Source organism: Planctobacterium sp. R6, from assembly GCF_055755215.1.
Genome location: NZ_JBVTQY010000007.1, coordinates 112,379 through 129,011, shown reverse-complemented (window position 1 = coordinate 129,011; position 16,633 = coordinate 112,379). Strand labels below are relative to the sequence as shown.

The window sequence follows — 16,633 nt, the reverse complement described above, 5'->3', positions numbered from 1 at the left end:
GTGTTGGTTACTGATAGAGTGATTTTTGTACAACCTTTTGCGGGTATATTAGTTCCCTATGCTTAGTGCGTTTATCTTTGTCGCCTCACTTAAAGTTTGTGGTTTTGTTGAAGACCATAATGGCGCTCCACTGAATAATGCGACAGTAAGGGAGCAGGCTACTGTGAACACTGTATCTACAGATGCTAAAGGGCAGTTTTGTATCAACCTGACGAATACTGAGTCAGTTTTAACTGTTTGGAAGAATGGCTATTTAATCAGTGCAAAAAAAGTTAGAGTAAAACATGACCTTATTGAAGAGCAGGTCGAAAAAGTTGTTTTTACACTTAGCAGATTACCTGAAAATGATGAAAGATATGAATGGTTAGCATCATTACATTCAGAGATGGGTGAGAATACCCCCACCCAATTTCAGCCATGTGAAAATTGCCACCAAAGAATAACCAGGGAATGGGGACAGAGTTCACACGCTAACATCGACAACCAGTCACTTTTCAATAAACTAATAAATTCTGAAAATATTGCACTGCCGACTGCGCAATGTATGTTGTGTCATACTCCCGTGAGTTCAAATTCGGTTGCGTCTATAAGTTGCGATTTTTGCCACAAAATTATTGATGTTGACAGCAGTGATTCACTCTTGCTGGGAAAACAACGAATTTCATTTCTAAAACCGCAAGATTCTCAAGTTTTTTTTGGCTCTTTGGATGACGTTGCAAGAGAGCGGGATAGTTTCAATCCACTGTACAAAAAAAGCGAGTATTGTGCCGCTTGTCACCAGGGACGATTTTGGAAAACAAATATCTACTCTGATTATTCCGAATGGATTGAGAGCCAATATGCAGAGCAAGGAACAGAGTGTCAATCTTGCCATATGGTTACTTCTGAAAATTATGCGGCTGATCCACACAAGGGAGGTGTGTTTCGAGCATCAGATACATTGTCAAATCATCATTTTAAAACAGAATTATCTGATGTGGTTAAAGCAATAGAGAGTAAAGTTGAATTTGATAATCAAAGTGATGGGTTATCTATTAGAATAGAGTTAGTTAATCGCGGAGCTGGTCACAGAGTTCCCGGTGGAAATCCTATGAGACATCTCATTTTGATTATAGACGTGGTGGACAGCAATGGAAAACCTGTGCAGCAGATTAAAGGAAGTAGGATTCCAAACTGGGTGCGAGGAAACCTACCGGGAAAAGCTGGAAACGCCTATGGCAAAGTACTCGTTGCAAAGACTGGTTATGACAGAGTCAGTAAGGTGAACCGTTTGTATCCGTCCCCTTTTTGGGTGAATAGTTACATCGAGTCTGATAACAGATTGGCTCCAATGATTCCCGCTGTAGAGTCAATACTATTTGAACCGGTTCAAAATGGCCGTATTTCGGTCACGTTACTACTAAGAGAGTTTTATGATGATTGGTTAGGTTTAGGTGAGCCTAAAACCACAACCGTGTTTTTTCGGGAGTTCAGTTTATGAAACGCATGTTTATGAGCTTTCTAATGCTTATTTCAAGTCACGTTTTTGCCGAATGGCAACCTACAGGTGGGCCTATTGGCGGGCTTGGGTACTATGTACTGATCCATCCAACTGAATCAAATCAGATGTTTTTGTCGGACAATTTTGCTGGCGTGTTGGTTTCAAACAATGCCGGGGCTTTATGGACTCCATCCAATAGTGGGATATTGGCCGAAGGGCAAGAAGGGGTAGATATCAATATATTTAGCCTTGCCGTAGATCCCAATAACCCTGAAATTCTTTGGGCAGGTACTAAAAGTGAAGGTGACTTTGGCATATTTAAATCTGTTGATGGTGGTGGCACCTGGACCAGAAAAGTTAATGGTATAGACAAGGGTTTGGCCGGTGAAGAGAACACAAATTTAGTATTTCGTGGTTTTACGGTAGCGCCTGAGAACTCAAACATTGTCTATGCTCAGGCTGAATTGCAAATCGGTGAGATGGGGAGAACATTTCTTAAAGTTAAGGGGCGTGTCTTTAAAAGTGTAGATGGAGGTGAGAACTGGAGCACCATTTGGACGGGCGACAATCTTGCCCGCTACCTAATAGTTGATCCTAATAATACGGATACACTTTACCTCTCTACCGGGATTTTTGATGTTGAGGCTGCAAATAGTAATTGCGATGGTAACAGTATTGAAGATCTTGGAGGTGAGGGAGTTTTAAAAAGTACCGATGGTGGTGATACCTGGCAAAGTATTAACAATGGTCTTGAAGACCCTTACCTGGGCACTTTACGCATGCATCCAACTAATAGCAGTATCCTGTATGCTGGTGGTGTAGCGAACGACGCCTGTCAAAATGAAAATATCCCAATGGTGGGGGGGCTATTCCGTACATCCAATGGCGGAAACTCCTGGGAGAGGGTGGCAGTCAATGTTATCAACGGCCCTATATCGACTGTAAATTTTTCGCATTCCAATCCTGATACGTTATACGCAGGATTCGAGAACGCTATTTATGTAAGTAAAGACGCTGGTGATACCTGGATTGGGTATAGTAAGGAATCTGGGAAATATGGACCTGCCCGAATAAACGCAGGAATTCCAGTAGACCTGGTCGTTGATCCTGAGGATGAGAACATTGTTTACGTAAATAATTACGGCGGAGGTGTATTTAAATCTTCCGACGGAGGTCAAACATGGCAAACCTGGAGTCGAGGCTTTTCAGGTGCATCTATTGATGGTTTAAAAGCAAATGCAGATGGTGATATTGTATACGCGGTTGGATTGAGTGGGCCGTTTCGTTCTGAACAGTATGGTAATGATTGGCAAGGTATAGTAACTGGCGAAGCCAGCAGTCTTTTTCAAACGTTTGGCGTTGGAATTAACCCCGTAAATCCCGACATTGTTCTCGTGTCGGACAAATTCAACGGGACGTTATATTACAGCGCTGATTCTGGTGACACGTTTTCTCTTGTATTGCAACATCATTTAGATGAAGTTGAAGGAGGATTCAATAATATCGAATTTGCTCCTTCAAATGAAAGTTACGTTTATGCAACTTTGGCATCCAATCGTAAAAATCAGAGTATTTCCGGGAGTGTAATTTACCGTTCAGACAATGGTGGTGTGAGTTTCAACGCTATCAACACAGAGGATTTGTTTTCGAATCTGTATATCAATGACTTGCATGTGGATATAAACAATCACTTAAATATTTATGTTGCTGCTTCAGATTTAAATCCAGGTGATGATGATCACCTGGGGGGCTTGTATAAGTCAGTTGATGGCGGGGAGAGCTTTTTTAAAATACTGGATAATTCTAATATTGGTGCAATTACCATAACTGACGACCGCAGGGTCATAGCGGGTAGCCTGTACACTGGAGTTTTAGAAAGCAGTGATGCTTATTCGGCAGAATCATTCGCTGATGTTAGCTGGAGAGGACCATATTCTACTCAACCTGGAAATGAAGACTATGTTACTGACCTCGTTTCGCAGGGAAATACAGTATATCTAGCTGAGGCATACAATGGTGTATTTGTTTCAAATGATTATGGCTCAACCTGGTCCGAATTCCCTTCCTCTGGTATGCCGGGATTAACCAAATATGCAGCAAACAAACTGGCGATAGCCAATTATGTGTTATATGTGGGAACTAATGGTGGTGGCGTATTTAGGCACGCTATCGGCGATTCAGATATTTCTCCTGATGCATTCGAATTTTCTCCCCAATACGATGTTGCTGTCTCAACCGATTTATTATCGAATTCAATTACCGTGACGGGTATTTCTGGCGTAGCTACCATTTCAATCGAAAATGGGGAATATAGAGTAAATGAAGGCGATTTTACAACTGAGCGTGGTTTCGTGGACAATGGGGACATCGTACAGATACAGTTGCGCTCAAGTGAAGAAATGAATAAAGAGGTACAAGCAACTCTGACTGTTGGAGACCGGAGCGAAACCTTTACTGCAACTACGATATCGCAGGAAGTAACAGAATTTGTTCCTCTTGACTATGATGGTGATGGTATTGCAGATGTTTCTATTCGCAGATCTTCAAATTATTTTCAGTATGCACTCAGTTCATCTTCAGGGCAGATAATGAGGAGTGAATTTGGGAAAGACTCCAGAGATATTCCTGTTTCAGGAGATTTTGATGGCGATGGAATTGCAGACATTGCCGTCAGGCGTCCGTCAAATTTCTATTGGTATATAATCAATAGCTCAGGATCAAACTTCAACTCAGAAATGGCTGACGGTATCCAACGTATACAATTTGGCAAAAGTGCCGATGATATTCCTGTACCTTCGGATTACGACGGTGATGGTATCACTGACATTGCAGTCCGAAGACCTTCCAATAAAACTTGGTATATTTTGAATAGCTCTGATGGTGAAATTCAACGAGTGGCCTTTGGGAGCGAAGCTACTGATATTCCTATTCCGGCAGACTATGATGGTGATGGTAAAGCGGATGTTGCCGTTAGAAGACCCTCTACCTTTATGTGGTATATAAAAAATAGTTCCGGAACGAATTTCAATTCTGAAAGAGGGGATGGAATACAACGTGTTCAGTTCGGAAAAAATATCGATGATATCCCGGTTCCTGCAGATTATGATGGTGATGGTATCGCAGACATCGCAGTTAGAAGACCTTCAAATAAAATGTGGTATATTTTGAATAGTTCTGACAACGCAATACAACGAGTTGCATTTGGAAGCCAGGCATCAGATATTCCCGTCCCTGCAGATTATGATGGTGATGGGCGTGCCGATGTTGCAGTAAGGAGGTCTTCAACTTATTTCTGGTACATCAAAAATAGTTCAGATACAAATTTTAACTCTGATCTACAAGATGGTATTCAGCGAATACAATTTGGCCATAATATTGGGGATGTGCCACATGCTGCCTCAATCATTACCAGAATGAGAATGGTTAATAGATAGTCTACTTAATATCGCAATAACATCCATTGGCATCCAGCGGGATGGTTGCTCCTCCGTAACCTGTCTTGCTATGTGATTGCTTAATAAAGGTTTCTACCAGGCCCTGACCTGCGCTGCAAAAAAATCCGGTGGCATAGGGGCCGAGATAAGTGAGTTGACCATGTTGGTCGTATACCGCAACTGCGGGGGTTACCGGCAGTCGTTTTGTCATTTCAGGCAAGCCGGAGATGTCTAGTTGCAGATTGGTTTTGCCTTGTTGTTCGGCCAGTAATTTAACACTGTGAATGTGGGATTGTGCTATCCATTCGCAGGTGCAATTCCCCTGACTGAAATGCACGACTTTGTTTTTTAACTCGCCCACTTCAGCACTCAACCAACCGCTAAATGCCTGATCAAAATCCGTTGCGGCCGAATACTGGATGAAGGTGCCATCAGCATCGAAATCTCGGGTTTTGGAAAAGGTGAAGGAAAACACCAGTGTTAAACACAGTACACACCAAAGTGCTACCAGCCAGTAAATCAGCCTTTCTTTTGTCATTGTGCCACGCAGCAAGCTAACACTTTGGTCTAATGGTGGTTTCAAGGTTTTGATCTACACTCTAAAACTATCAGTATACAACGAATTAAATTTCAAAGAATTTCGACAGACCTCTACAGGAACGCCATGAAAACTGATTATCTCGACCGGGCCCACAACATTTTTAAAATGGTATTATTCGGTCAGGCTTTACTATCCCTGGTTATCGCAATATTTACCAACACCTGGGGCGAAGCCGTATTGGGCAGTGTAATTATTCTGTCACTGCCACTGATGTTGATTTACGCCAATCCTCATGCACGGATCACCCGCATTGTTATCGGTATTGCGATCCAGTTGTTTGCGGCACTTCACATTCAGCAATCCTATGGTCTGCCAGAAATGCATTTTGAAATTTTTGCAGTCCTGGCATTCACCGTTTTGTACCGTGACTGGCAGGTGGTCGCGGCATCAGTAGCAACGGTTGCGGTGCATCATATCATCTTTTTCGTTTTACAAAGTAGCGGGGCACCGGTGTATGTGTTTTTGCCGGAGTATGTCAAATTTTACATTTTGGTGATCCACGCCGGGTTTGCTGTGGCTGAGGGAGCCGTACTTATCTGGATATCCAACATCAGTAAACGCGAAGCCGAATTTAGCGACAGTATTATCGAGTCAGTGAGCGAAATGCTCAAGGACGAACGATTTGTTGATTTAACCGTGGAGCTGGACCAAAACAACAAAGACCTGACCCCTTTTATTAATATGGTAACGGCTTTCAGAGGCCTGTCTGGCGAAGCAAAACAAATTTCAAATCAGGTGGCTGAAATGAGTCAGCGCGTCTCGAAAAATACGCGTCATATTACCGCGTTGTCCAGCAGTAATATGGACCAGGTTCACCAGATTGCCTCCGCCACAGAACAGTTAGCGGTTACCAACGAAGAGGTTGCACGTCGCACCCAGGACGTTAACACCCTGTCTCACGCTGCACGCAACGAGACCGACAAGGCCGCGTCAGCTATTGATAAGGCGGTGTCTGAAGTGAATATACTCAACAATGAATTACGTCAAACCGGGGCTAAGGTCAATCAACTGGCAGAGCGCAGCGCAAAGATAGAAACTGTTATGGAGTCCATACGCGCTATCTCTGACCAAACTAATCTGTTGGCATTAAATGCCGCTATTGAGTCAGCCAGGGCGGGTGAGCATGGTCGGGGATTTGCTGTGGTGGCTGACGAAGTCAGACAACTGGCCATAAAAACCCGGGAAAATACGGAATCGATATCAGGCATTACCAGTGGTTTGATTGAAGACGCCGACGCCTCAGTTGTCGCCATGACCGAAAGCATCACTATGGTGGAAAATGTGGTCAACATTGCGTCTGATTCCAAAGAGATCATGGTTGAAGCGAATCGTGCCATTGAAGAACTGGCTGATAATATGGAGTCAGTGGCCGACGCTGTGCAGGAGCAAACCTCGGTATCAGCAGCAATCTCTAAGTCCCTGCAGTTGTTAAGCGATAATACCGAAATGCAAAGTAAGGAAGTTCAGGAAAATACCAATGATATCGAAGGTTTGCTAGAAAGCGCCAATCGGTTAGAAAAGCGCCTGGATCGGTTTAAGTGCTAATCCTGCGTTTTACGCTGCGACTTACTTACGCCCGGTGAAAGGCAATTTCCCCATAATGACCACATAGTAGGCAAAGCCCCCCAGCAGTGAAAATATCACCGTGCTGATCCCTATTTCCCGCCATTGCGCTGTGTACAGATTGTAAAACAAAAAAGCGATCACCATCAGGGTAGGGCTGGCACACAGTGCAATCATTACCCTTACGTTGGGGGGAAGTTTTTTAGTGTTTTTCTCTGACATTAAATTCCCTGAAATCCGGTTGTACTCATCGATACTAGGGTACGTTGCAAGCGCTATTTTATCCACTCTTGTTTCGAACAGGGAGCAATTAGCAAATTTTAAACGGATCTGTTTACCGGCAGTGTTAAATTGTTATTACCAGTATTCAATATTCGTGTTCCTCGTGGCTCGGTCAGCTGTCTTGAAACCACTATGTCCAACCTCTCCACTTAAAAATTAATGCGTCAACCATTAAAACTTCGTTTTCTGGTGCAAACCATCCAAGCCTATAACCAATTGAAATTATTAATTAAAATCTGATCTGTTTTGGTTTTAATAAACAGTTTCCAAACCAATGATTTACAATTGGTAAATAATTGGTTGACAAAATGGTAATACAAAAATAAAGTTTAATTAAGGGTTGGGTGGTAACTGTTATCTGGTAACCATTTACCCTCTTACAAGTGGCCAACTTGTCTGGCATTTTTGACTGAATGTTGACAAGAACAGAGGACGAACCTGGAAGGAAGGTTTTCAGGAAACTTTTTAAACTCTCTGGCCTTGAATGAAATAATTGGGATGCGACTGTAGCTACGTCCGTGGCATCCGGGGTGATTACAATCACCTGCAACCAAAACTCAGGAGTGATTCATGTCTAAACCAACTATTGGTTTTATCGGTCTGGGCCTTATGGGCAGCAATATGGTAGAGAATCTGCAAAACAAAGGGTATGACCTGATTGTGATGGACCTTAACAAAGATGCGGTTGCCCAGTGTGTTGCCAGAGGAGCCCGCACTGTTGAGACGGCTCAGGACCTGGCCGCAGGCGCAGATATTGTGATGTTATGTTTGACGACCTCTGACATTGTCGAAAACGTTATCTACGGTGAAGCGGGTATTTTAGCGGGAATAAAAAGCGGTTCGACACTGATTGACTTTGGCACCTCGATTCCGGCTTCTACCCGCAAGATTGGCGCCGATTTGGCTAAAAAAGGCGTAGGCATGATCGACGCACCACTGGGTCGCACACCTGCCCATGCAAAAGATGGTCTGCTCAATATTATGGCATCAGGCGAGCTTGACACCTTTAACAAGGTTAAGCCTGTACTGGAAGACCAGGGTGAAAACGTCTTTTATCTCGGCGCATTAGGCTCCGGTCACACAACAAAATTGATTAACAATTTTATGGGCATGACCACGGTTTGTGCCATGTCTCAGGCCTTTGCTGTCGCTGAGCGCGCTGGTGTTGATAAGCAACAACTGTTTGACATCATGTCAACCGGCCCATCTAGTTCTCCGTTTATGCAGTTTTGCAAAAACTATGCGGTTGATAACGTCAGTGACCTGGGCTTTTCTATTTCTAACGCCAACAAAGATTTGCACTACTTTGTACAGATGTTATCTGACCTTGGCACCGAGTCAAAAATCGCGGAAGGCTCATCTGGTTATCTACAGGCCGCATTCGACGCGGGTATGGGCCGGGGTAATGTGCCGGAAATCTTTGATTACTTTTGCAAGTTAGAAAAGTAATTTGGTGTCCTTGGTTCAGAAGGGGTGATTATGAAAGTCTCCGGCGTCTTTTTTGCAAAATTGTGCTCAGTTGCGTTGCTGTTAATGGCTTCTCCATTATCGGCAAAAGAGTACTTTATTGACACTCAGCAGGCATTTAAGGAAATCAGTACCGGATTGCAACCCGGTGATGTCATTGTCCTTAAAAATGGTACCTGGCAGGATTTTGAAATATTGCTGCATGCCAATGGGACGAAAGACGCCCCGATTCACCTGACCGCCGAGACCAGGGGGCGGGTGATACTATCCGGACAATCCAACTTGCGACTGGCGGGTAGACACCTGCTGGTGTCGGGTTTGGTGTTTCGCGATGGCTATACGCCCAGTAGCGCTGTGATTGAATTTCGTCGCAACAAAGATGAATTTGCTTATCACTCCCGTGTTACTGAAGTCGTGATCGACAATTACAACAATCCTGACAAACAAGAGTCGGATTATTGGGTCGCGATGTATGGCCAACACAATCGCTTTGATCACAGTCATTTGGTAGGTAAACGCAATAAAGGTGTTACGGTTGCCGTTCGCCTGAATCACGAAAACAGCCAGCAAAACCATCATCAGATTGATCACAACTATTTCGGTTATCGCCCAACCTTTGGGTCCAATGGTGGCGAAACACTACGCATTGGTACCAGTCACTTTTCTTTGACAGACTCGTATACCCTGGTTGAGAACAATTATTTTGAGCAAACCAATGGCGAAGTTGAAATCATTTCGGTGAAATCCGGTAAAAACACCTTACGTGGCAATGTCTTTTACGAAGCCCAGGGCACACTCACTATGCGTCATGGAAATGGCAACCTGATTGAGAAAAATGTCTTTATTGGCAATGGTGTGCCACACACCGGTGGAATTCGGATCATCAATAAAGATCAAATAGTGCGCAACAATTACCTGGAAGGATTGACCGGTTATCGTTTCGGCAGTGGTTTTACGGTTATGAATGGGGTGCCTGACTCGCCAATCAACCGGTACCATCAGGTAGACAATGCTCGAATTGAAAACAACACCTTTGTGAACGTCAGGCATATTCAATTGGCTGCCGGTAGCGACGCAGAGCGCAGTGCGGTACCGGTGAACAGCTATTTTAAAAATAACCTGATTGTCAACGACGATGGTCAACAGCCTTTTACTTTGTTTGATGATGTGAGTGGCATTGAATTTTCTGGCAATGTGGCCAATACCCAGGCCCCCGATGCTATAAAAGCGGGTATTAATACCCAGGCAATGACTTTGCAACGCAATAAAAATGGCTTGTTGAGTTCATCAGCGCGAAAGATTGGTGCAGAGCCAAATTTGCAGGTCGTGTCTAAAGCCGAAACTGGGGTCACCTGGTATCCAAAAACACCGGCACTGCTCCCATTTGATTCTGGTCGTGTTATTCAGGTAGAGGCCGGTGCTGAGGCATTAGTAAAGGCGATTGAAAGTGCCCAATCCGGCGATATTCTGACGCTGTCTCCGGGCCAGTATGATATTCCCAGGCTCATCCCCGTCAGTAAAACCTTAACCATTAAAGGCGCGCAGGAAAAAGGCACTACTTTAACTTATGAACGCTCTGCACTGTTTGAAATCCGCGATGGTGGTAGTCTGAAATTAGACGAACTGAATATCTCCGGTGAAGCCAGCCCGGATGCGGCAGGCAATGCGGTAGTGCGCACGCAAAAATGGGGTATGGTGGAGAATTATCGCCTGCAGGTACTCAACAGCTACATTAAAGATCTGGATATTAACCACTCCTTTCATTTTTTTGTTACGGGTAAAGGCGCATTTGCCGATGAGATTACGCTGCAGAACAATGCCTTTATCAATGTGACCGGCGACATTTTACGCCTTGATACAGAGATAGAAGACCTGGGTATTTACAATGCGGAATATGTGAATTTGCAGGACAACCTGTTTGAAGATGTGCAGGGTGCTTTGCTTAAATTATATCGCGGCGGTACGGACGAAAGTACCTTCGGACCGCACCTGTTAGCCAGCGGTAACGAAATCATCAATGTCGGTGATGGTAAGCGCAATAAAACCCAGGCCAGCCTGTATTTACACGGTGTTCAGGTGGCCGATCTACTCAACAATCAGTGGTTCAGCTCCGCACCTGTAAAGATTGAGCACACTGTGGGTGAACCCAAAACCAGGATCACAGAAAATACCTTTATCGAAACACCGGCACCGGCTATCGCTGAATTGCGAGTCAAAGGCCCGCATACGGCGATTGTTTCTGACAATCAGTATGACGCACGTCCATAGCCGGAGAATACGATGAATTTACTAGGTAATTTGTACTTCAAAAGGGGCATCGCGCTGCTGATGTTTATGTTGGGGTCCATAACGGCAGTTGTGGCCAAAGACACACCTAATCTGGTGATTACCCAGAGTGACATAGAACAGATGCGTATCGCAATAACCCAACCTGGGCGTTTTTCTGACGTCTTTCAAGCGGTGCGCCTACAGGTTGACGCGCAAATGCAAGCGCCGATCGTTGTGCCGGTACCCCGTGATGGCGGGGGAGGCTATACGCACGAGCAGCACAAGAAAAATTATCAGTTAATGTATAACGCAGGGGTGCTCTTTCAGCTAACTCAGGAGCAACAATACGCAGATTTTGTCGGTCGGATGCTGTTGGCTTATGCACAGTTGTATCCCACATTGGCGCTGCACCCAAAACGCAAAATCGGTTTTCAGAATCCTGGCAAGTTGTTTTGGCAGAGCCTTAACGAGGCCATGTGGTTGGTGTACACCATTCAGGCCTATGACCTGGTAAATTCCGGATTATCAAAACAGGATACCGCAACTATTGAGCGACAGTTGTTAGTGCCGGTCGCTTTGTTTTTGTCGGAAGGGCAACCCTCTACGTTTAACAAAGTCCATAACCATGGCACCTGGGCAACCGCCGGTGTTGGCATGGCTGGATATGTCCTGAATAAACCCGAATGGGTGGAAAAGGCGCTGCTGGATTTGGACAAATCAGGTAAAGGTGGCTTTTTACGGCAACTGGACGAACTTTTTTCGCCGGCCGGGTATTATAACGAAGGTCCCTATTATCAGAGATTTGCTTTATTGCCCTTTATCACGTTTGCCAAGGCAATAGAAAACAATGAACCGCAGCGCAACATTTTTGACTATCGCAATGGCATATTGATAAAAGCTATCGATACCACCGTTCAACTCAGCTACAACGGGCTGTTCTTCCCTATTAACGATGCCATCAAGAGCAAAGGCATCGACACCATTGAACTGGTACATGGGGTTGCTGTGGCGTATAGCCAGACTCAGGACAGCGGATATCTGGATATTGCCGGGCAACAAAATCAGATACTGTTGACCGGTGATGGACTGAAGATAGCGCAGGCATTGGATGCACAAAAGCAATCACCATACCCTTTCCGGTCGGTGGCATTCGGAGACGGGGCACAAGGTGAGGAAGGGGCATTGGTCGTAATGCGTGAACAACAAGGTGGGAACTCTGCTTTGGTGTTTAAGCCCGCAGCACAAGGTCTGGGACATGGCCATTTTGATAAGCTGACATGGCAGTTCTACCATCAGGGGCAGGAGATCGTGTCGGATTATGGCGCTGCCCGTTTTCTAAATGTCGAAGCCAAGTTTGGTGGCCGGTATCTACCGGAAAACAACAGCTGGGCAAAACAAACCGTGGCTCACAATACGCTGGTGGTCAATGAAATCAGCCATTTTGACTCAGATGTTGAACTTGGCAATCGCTCACACCCTACCTTGAATTTCTTTGAACATACTCCGCAAGGGTCTGTGGCCATGGCCGAAATTGGCAACGCCTATCCGGATGCGCATTTATCCAGGACCATGGCTCTGGTGAAGTTGCCTGACACAGATACCAGTCTGGTGATTGATGTGTTCAGGGTCAATGCCGGTGAAGCAAAACTACTGGATTTACCCCTGCATTATCAGGGACAGCTTATCGATACCAGTTTCAGCATTCATAGTCATCAGCAACAATTGCGCGCGCTGGGCAACCAGAATGGGTATCAGCATTTATGGTTGAAGGGGGAGGCGACACCTGAGCGTGGCCTGGCCAGCGTTTCCTGGTTAAATGATAACGGCAGCTTTTATACGCATACCAGCCTGACAAACGGAGATGAAGCCTTTCTGTTTACGCAACTGGGTGCCAATGATCCCAATTTTAATCTTCGCAACGAGTCAGGGTTTATTCGTCGGGTGCAAGGTAAAGCCAGTCACCAGTTTGTTTCGGTACTGGAACCGCACGGTGAATACAACCCGGCCAAAGAATATACCTTGCAGGCTGAGAGTCTAATAACCGGTCTGTCATTCGAACAACAAGAAAACCTGGCGTTAGTACGGCTGGATAGAGCAGGCAAAAGCTACCTGATCGTTATTAATCAGATGCCGGAAAACAACCAGAACAAACTTAACCAGACACCCATTCAATTTAATTATCTCAACGACAGTTATTCACTTGATAAGCGCTTGGCCGTTTATGTGATTAAAGACCCCCAGGAGTAACCGCAATGCAAAAACAAAGCGCCCATTTTTTATTTGGCAACGAAACAGAAATAGAAGATCTCGGTGGCGGTCTGAAACGTCAGATGTTGGGCTACAATGAAGAGCTAATGGCCGTAAAGGTGTTCTTTGACAAAGGGGCGGAAGGCTACACCCACAAACATCGCCACTCGCAGGTGACCTATGTGGAAGAGGGGGAGTTTCACTTTAGTATTGGCGGTGAAATGAAAATCCTGAAACCCGGTGACAGTTGCCTTATCCCACCATTTGTAGAGCACGGTGCCGTGTGTCCTACGGGGGGCATTTTGATTGACACCTTCAGCCCGGCCCGCGAAGACTTCCTGGAGGAGTAAAGCCATGAAACTACAAGGATTACGCTGGTGGGTAATAGTGTTGATTGCACTGGCCACGATTATTAACTACATCGACCGCCAGGCTCTAAGCGTTTTATGGCCGGATATCGTGGAGGAACTCTTTCCCGACGAATCAGCACTGGAACGCAAACAGATATATGCCAACATTTCTATTGTTTTTGTATTTGCTTATGCGTTTGGTCAGGCAATTTTCGGCAAAATTTTTGACTGGATTGGCACCCGCATTGGCTTTGTTCTGTCTATCGGGGTGTGGTCATTAGCTACAGTCGCCCATGCCTTTGCACAGGGGGTACTGAGCTTCAGTATTTTTAGAGCCATCTTAGGTGTCGCAGAAGCGGGCAACTGGCCCGGGGCCACCAAGGGCTGCGCTGAATGGTTCCCGGTGAAAGAACGGGCGTTAGCGCAGGGGATTTTCAACTCTGGCGCGGCGATTGGCGGCATCATTGCCATCCCTCTTATCGCATACATGACAGTCTATTTCAGTTGGCAAATGGTGTTTATTGCTGTTGGCCTCGTTGGTTTTTTGTGGCTGATACCCTGGTTGATTCTGGTGAAAGCCCCACCGGGTATGCATCCCTGGATCACCGATGAGGAGCGGGAATACATACTCACAGGTCAAAAACGCGTTTGTGATATTGATGCGCATTCCGATGAAGATGAATATAACCCCTCTACCCAGGAGTTATTGTCCCGCAAGCAAAGCTGGGGCGTGATTATTGCTTCGGCTGCGATTGATCCAATTTGGTGGTTGTTTGTTTTTTGGATTCCAATTTATCTCAATGAAGTATATGGCATGGATGTGCAGTCCATCGGTATTTACGGATGGGTACCCTATGTGGGGGCGATGTTTGGTGCCTGGTTTGGTGGCTTGTTGGCACAAAACCGACTGAAGGCCGGCTGGAGTGCAGATAAAACCCGAAAGCTAATCATTACCCTCGGCTGTTTAATTATGTTGCCCGCTTTGTTGGCGATGGCGAACCCGGGAGAGCCGGTTATTGCCGTGTTGATAATGGCGGTAATCCTGTTTGGTTTTCAGACCGCAATAGGTAACGTACAAACGTTGCCCAGCGACCTGTTAGGTAAAAAATCCGTAGGCACATTAGCTGGTTTTTCTGGTATGGCGGCAAAGTTAGGGGCGGTAGGATTGACCTCGCTGGTACCTTTTTTGACCGCAGACGGAAATTATACCCCAGCCTTTGTGATCGGAGCCTCTTTGGCCATCATCGCTATGGCGGCCGTCTGGCTCTTAATCCCCAAAATTGAACCGCTAAAAAAGCCAGAGTAACGCGATGAAAACCATTTATTTACTAGGTGAGTGTATGGTGGAGTTGCGTGCCACTGATGACACAACCATGAAGCAGTCATTCGCCGGTGATATATACAATTGTGCCGTTTACTTAAAACGTACCTTTAATCAGATAAATACCGGCATTGTCACCGCAGTTGGGCAGGACAAACTCAGTGACCGTATGCTGCAGCAGTTTCAGCAAGAACAACTGGACTCATCCCTGGTGTTTAAGGCTAAAGACAAACACCCGGGAATATACCTTATTGAAACTGATAGCGCCGGTGAACGCAGTTTTAGTTACTGGCGCAAAGACTCTGCAGCCAGAAAAGTCTGTGATTTCCTGAATGATGCCGAACTGGCGCAAATCGCTCAGAGTGACATGCTGTTCTTTTCGGGCATCGCGCTGGGCGTTATAGAGGAACCATCCAGAGAGTTGTTCTGGCGCAAACTGGAGAAGCTTAAGGCGCAAGGTGTTACCCTGGTGTTTGATCCTAATTATCGGGCTTCTATGTGGCAGAACCCAGAGGAGGCAGCGCAAAGCTTTCACCGCGCATTTCAACTGGCTGATATAGCCATGCCGGGCGTTGAGGATTTAGAGGTGCTTTTCCAGGTCAATTCCGCTCAGCAGGTAATGGCGTTTTGCCAACAGTATGAATTAAAAGAAATTGTGGTGAAAAATGGTCCGCAATCGGTACTGACGTTTGACGGTGAATCCCTGTTAAATCACGTTATCACTCCGGTGAAAAACGTGGTAGATACTACCTCCGCGGGGGATGCCTTTGACGGCGTGTATCTGGGTAGCCGCCTCAGTGGAAAGAGTATATCTGAAGCCGTTAGTTTCGCGGCAAAAGCAGCGGGAATTGTTATTCAGTTTCCCGGTGCTATTGCTCCAGCCGAGGCATTTCAACAGGCTATGAGTCAGGCCAGCTAAACCAATATTCAATTTGTTAGATTTACATTTGCACGCTACTGGCGCAGTTATCCAAGCCGCCAGCGTTATTAGAGAGAGATACCATGACACGCTTTTCTGAACTGATGTCAGAACAAAAACTGCTACCTATTATTCAGGCCAACAGCTCTGAGCAAGGGGTACAAATTGCCAGGGCTATGGCAGCCGCCGGACTAAAATTAGTCGAAGTTGTATTGCGCACCGAAGAATCCCTCGCGGCATTGGTAGCCATTAAACAACAGGTGCCTGACCTTGTTGTTGGTGCTGGTACTATTACCAATACCGCTATTTTGCAACAAGCGCTTGAAGTGGGTTCTGATTTCATTGTTACCCCAGCGGTTTCCGAGAATTTATTGCGTCAACTAGAGGAATGTCCTGTTCCTGTTTTACCTGGCGTATCAAATACCGGTGATATTTTGTTAGCCGCAGAACATGGATTTGAAGAACAAAAACTCTTTCCGGCGGCATTATCAGGTGGTCCTGAGTTTTTAGCTGCCGTGTCTTCGGTGTTCCGGTCTGTCTCTTTTTGTCCTACAGGTGGTGTTAACGCTGAAAACCGAATGCAATACCTGTCCCTGAAGAATGTGTTTGCGGTAGGCGGTACCTGGGTTTCGCCAAAAAACTGGGTGGAGCAGGGCAACTGGCAGGCGATCACTGATGCCTGTCGCCTGGCCATGCATTAG

General features: G+C 45.6%; 12 protein-coding genes. 10 read left to right on the top strand and 2 right to left on the bottom strand.

Going from position 1 to position 16,633, the window contains the following annotated elements; genetic code table 11:
* The first annotated feature begins 58 nt into the window (after positions 1-58).
* Complete coding sequence (locus AC0J20_RS06990; RefSeq protein WP_473021152.1) at positions 59-1,480, top strand: carboxypeptidase-like regulatory domain-containing protein; 1,422 nt, start codon at positions 59-61, stop codon at positions 1,478-1,480.
* Complete coding sequence (locus AC0J20_RS06985; RefSeq protein ID WP_473021151.1) at positions 1,477-4,914, top strand: FG-GAP-like repeat-containing protein; 3,438 nt, start codon at positions 1,477-1,479, stop codon at positions 4,912-4,914. The genes AC0J20_RS06990 and AC0J20_RS06985 overlap by 4 nt, the downstream gene beginning before the upstream one ends.
* A gap of 1 nt (position 4,915) precedes the next feature.
* On the opposite strand, the gene AC0J20_RS06980 is transcribed toward AC0J20_RS06985, so the two are convergent.
* Positions 4,916-5,452, bottom strand: coding sequence for a DUF6436 domain-containing protein (locus AC0J20_RS06980; RefSeq protein WP_473021150.1), 537 nt, complete (start codon positions 5,450-5,452; stop codon positions 4,916-4,918).
* 126 nt (positions 5,453-5,578) lie between these two features.
* Here AC0J20_RS06980 and AC0J20_RS06975 point away from each other — a divergent pair, with 126 nt between their 5' ends.
* Positions 5,579-7,060, top strand: coding sequence for a methyl-accepting chemotaxis protein (locus AC0J20_RS06975; RefSeq protein WP_473021149.1), 1,482 nt, complete (start codon positions 5,579-5,581; stop codon positions 7,058-7,060).
* 21 nt (positions 7,061-7,081) lie between these two features.
* On the opposite strand, the gene AC0J20_RS06970 is transcribed toward AC0J20_RS06975, so the two are convergent.
* Positions 7,082-7,300, bottom strand: coding sequence for a hypothetical protein (locus AC0J20_RS06970; protein ID WP_229528406.1), 219 nt, complete (start codon positions 7,298-7,300; stop codon positions 7,082-7,084).
* 630 nt (positions 7,301-7,930) lie between these two features.
* Between AC0J20_RS06970 and AC0J20_RS06965 the strand changes: the two genes are divergently transcribed.
* The 7 genes from AC0J20_RS06965 (at position 7,931) to eda (ending at position 16,633) form a co-directional block, all read left to right on the top strand.
* Complete coding sequence (locus AC0J20_RS06965) at positions 7,931-8,809, top strand: NAD(P)-dependent oxidoreductase (RefSeq protein ID WP_473021148.1); 879 nt, start codon at positions 7,931-7,933, stop codon at positions 8,807-8,809.
* 30 nt (positions 8,810-8,839) lie between these two features.
* Positions 8,840-11,095, top strand: coding sequence for a polysaccharide lyase 6 family protein (locus tag AC0J20_RS06960; RefSeq protein WP_473021147.1), 2,256 nt, complete (start codon positions 8,840-8,842; stop codon positions 11,093-11,095).
* 12 nt (positions 11,096-11,107) lie between these two features.
* Positions 11,108-13,342 (top strand): alginate lyase family protein, encoded by a 2,235-nt coding sequence (locus AC0J20_RS06955; RefSeq protein ID WP_473021146.1) that lies wholly within the window; start codon positions 11,108-11,110, stop codon positions 13,340-13,342.
* A 5-nt stretch (positions 13,343-13,347) separates the two neighbouring features.
* Positions 13,348-13,692 carry a cupin domain-containing protein gene (locus AC0J20_RS06950; RefSeq protein WP_229528409.1) on the top strand — a complete coding sequence of 115 codons (345 nt, stop codon included), beginning with the start codon at positions 13,348-13,350 and terminating at the stop codon, positions 13,690-13,692.
* Positions 13,693-13,696: 4 nt separating this feature from the next.
* Positions 13,697-14,998, top strand: a complete 1,302-nt coding sequence (locus AC0J20_RS06945) for an MFS transporter (protein ID WP_473021145.1) — start codon at positions 13,697-13,699, stop codon at positions 14,996-14,998.
* 4 nt (positions 14,999-15,002) lie between these two features.
* The gene (locus AC0J20_RS06940) at positions 15,003-15,932 is read left to right on the top strand and encodes a sugar kinase (RefSeq protein WP_229528411.1); all 930 of its coding nucleotides are present in this window, start codon (positions 15,003-15,005) and stop codon (positions 15,930-15,932) included.
* Between the two features lie 83 nt (positions 15,933-16,015).
* The gene (gene eda / locus AC0J20_RS06935) at positions 16,016-16,633 is read left to right on the top strand and encodes a bifunctional 4-hydroxy-2-oxoglutarate aldolase/2-dehydro-3-deoxy-phosphogluconate aldolase (protein WP_473021144.1); all 618 of its coding nucleotides are present in this window, start codon (positions 16,016-16,018) and stop codon (positions 16,631-16,633) included.

Coding starts and splice junctions, on each gene's coding strand:
- AC0J20_RS06990 (WP_473021152.1), top strand. CDS start 59: ATGCTTAGTGCGTTTATCTTTGTCGCCTCACTTAAAGTTTGTGGTTTT.
- AC0J20_RS06985 (WP_473021151.1), top strand. CDS start 1,477: ATGAAACGCATGTTTATGAGCTTTCTAATGCTTATTTCAAGTCACGTT.
- AC0J20_RS06980 (WP_473021150.1), bottom strand. CDS start 5,452: ATGACAAAAGAAAGGCTGATTTACTGGCTGGTAGCACTTTGGTGTGTA.
- AC0J20_RS06975 (WP_473021149.1), top strand. CDS start 5,579: ATGAAAACTGATTATCTCGACCGGGCCCACAACATTTTTAAAATGGTA.
- AC0J20_RS06970 (WP_229528406.1), bottom strand. CDS start 7,300: ATGTCAGAGAAAAACACTAAAAAACTTCCCCCCAACGTAAGGGTAATG.
- AC0J20_RS06965 (WP_473021148.1), top strand. CDS start 7,931: ATGTCTAAACCAACTATTGGTTTTATCGGTCTGGGCCTTATGGGCAGC.
- AC0J20_RS06960 (WP_473021147.1), top strand. CDS start 8,840: ATGAAAGTCTCCGGCGTCTTTTTTGCAAAATTGTGCTCAGTTGCGTTG.
- AC0J20_RS06955 (WP_473021146.1), top strand. CDS start 11,108: ATGAATTTACTAGGTAATTTGTACTTCAAAAGGGGCATCGCGCTGCTG.
- AC0J20_RS06950 (WP_229528409.1), top strand. CDS start 13,348: ATGCAAAAACAAAGCGCCCATTTTTTATTTGGCAACGAAACAGAAATA.
- AC0J20_RS06945 (WP_473021145.1), top strand. CDS start 13,697: ATGAAACTACAAGGATTACGCTGGTGGGTAATAGTGTTGATTGCACTG.
- AC0J20_RS06940 (WP_229528411.1), top strand. CDS start 15,003: ATGAAAACCATTTATTTACTAGGTGAGTGTATGGTGGAGTTGCGTGCC.
- eda (WP_473021144.1), top strand. CDS start 16,016: ATGACACGCTTTTCTGAACTGATGTCAGAACAAAAACTGCTACCTATT.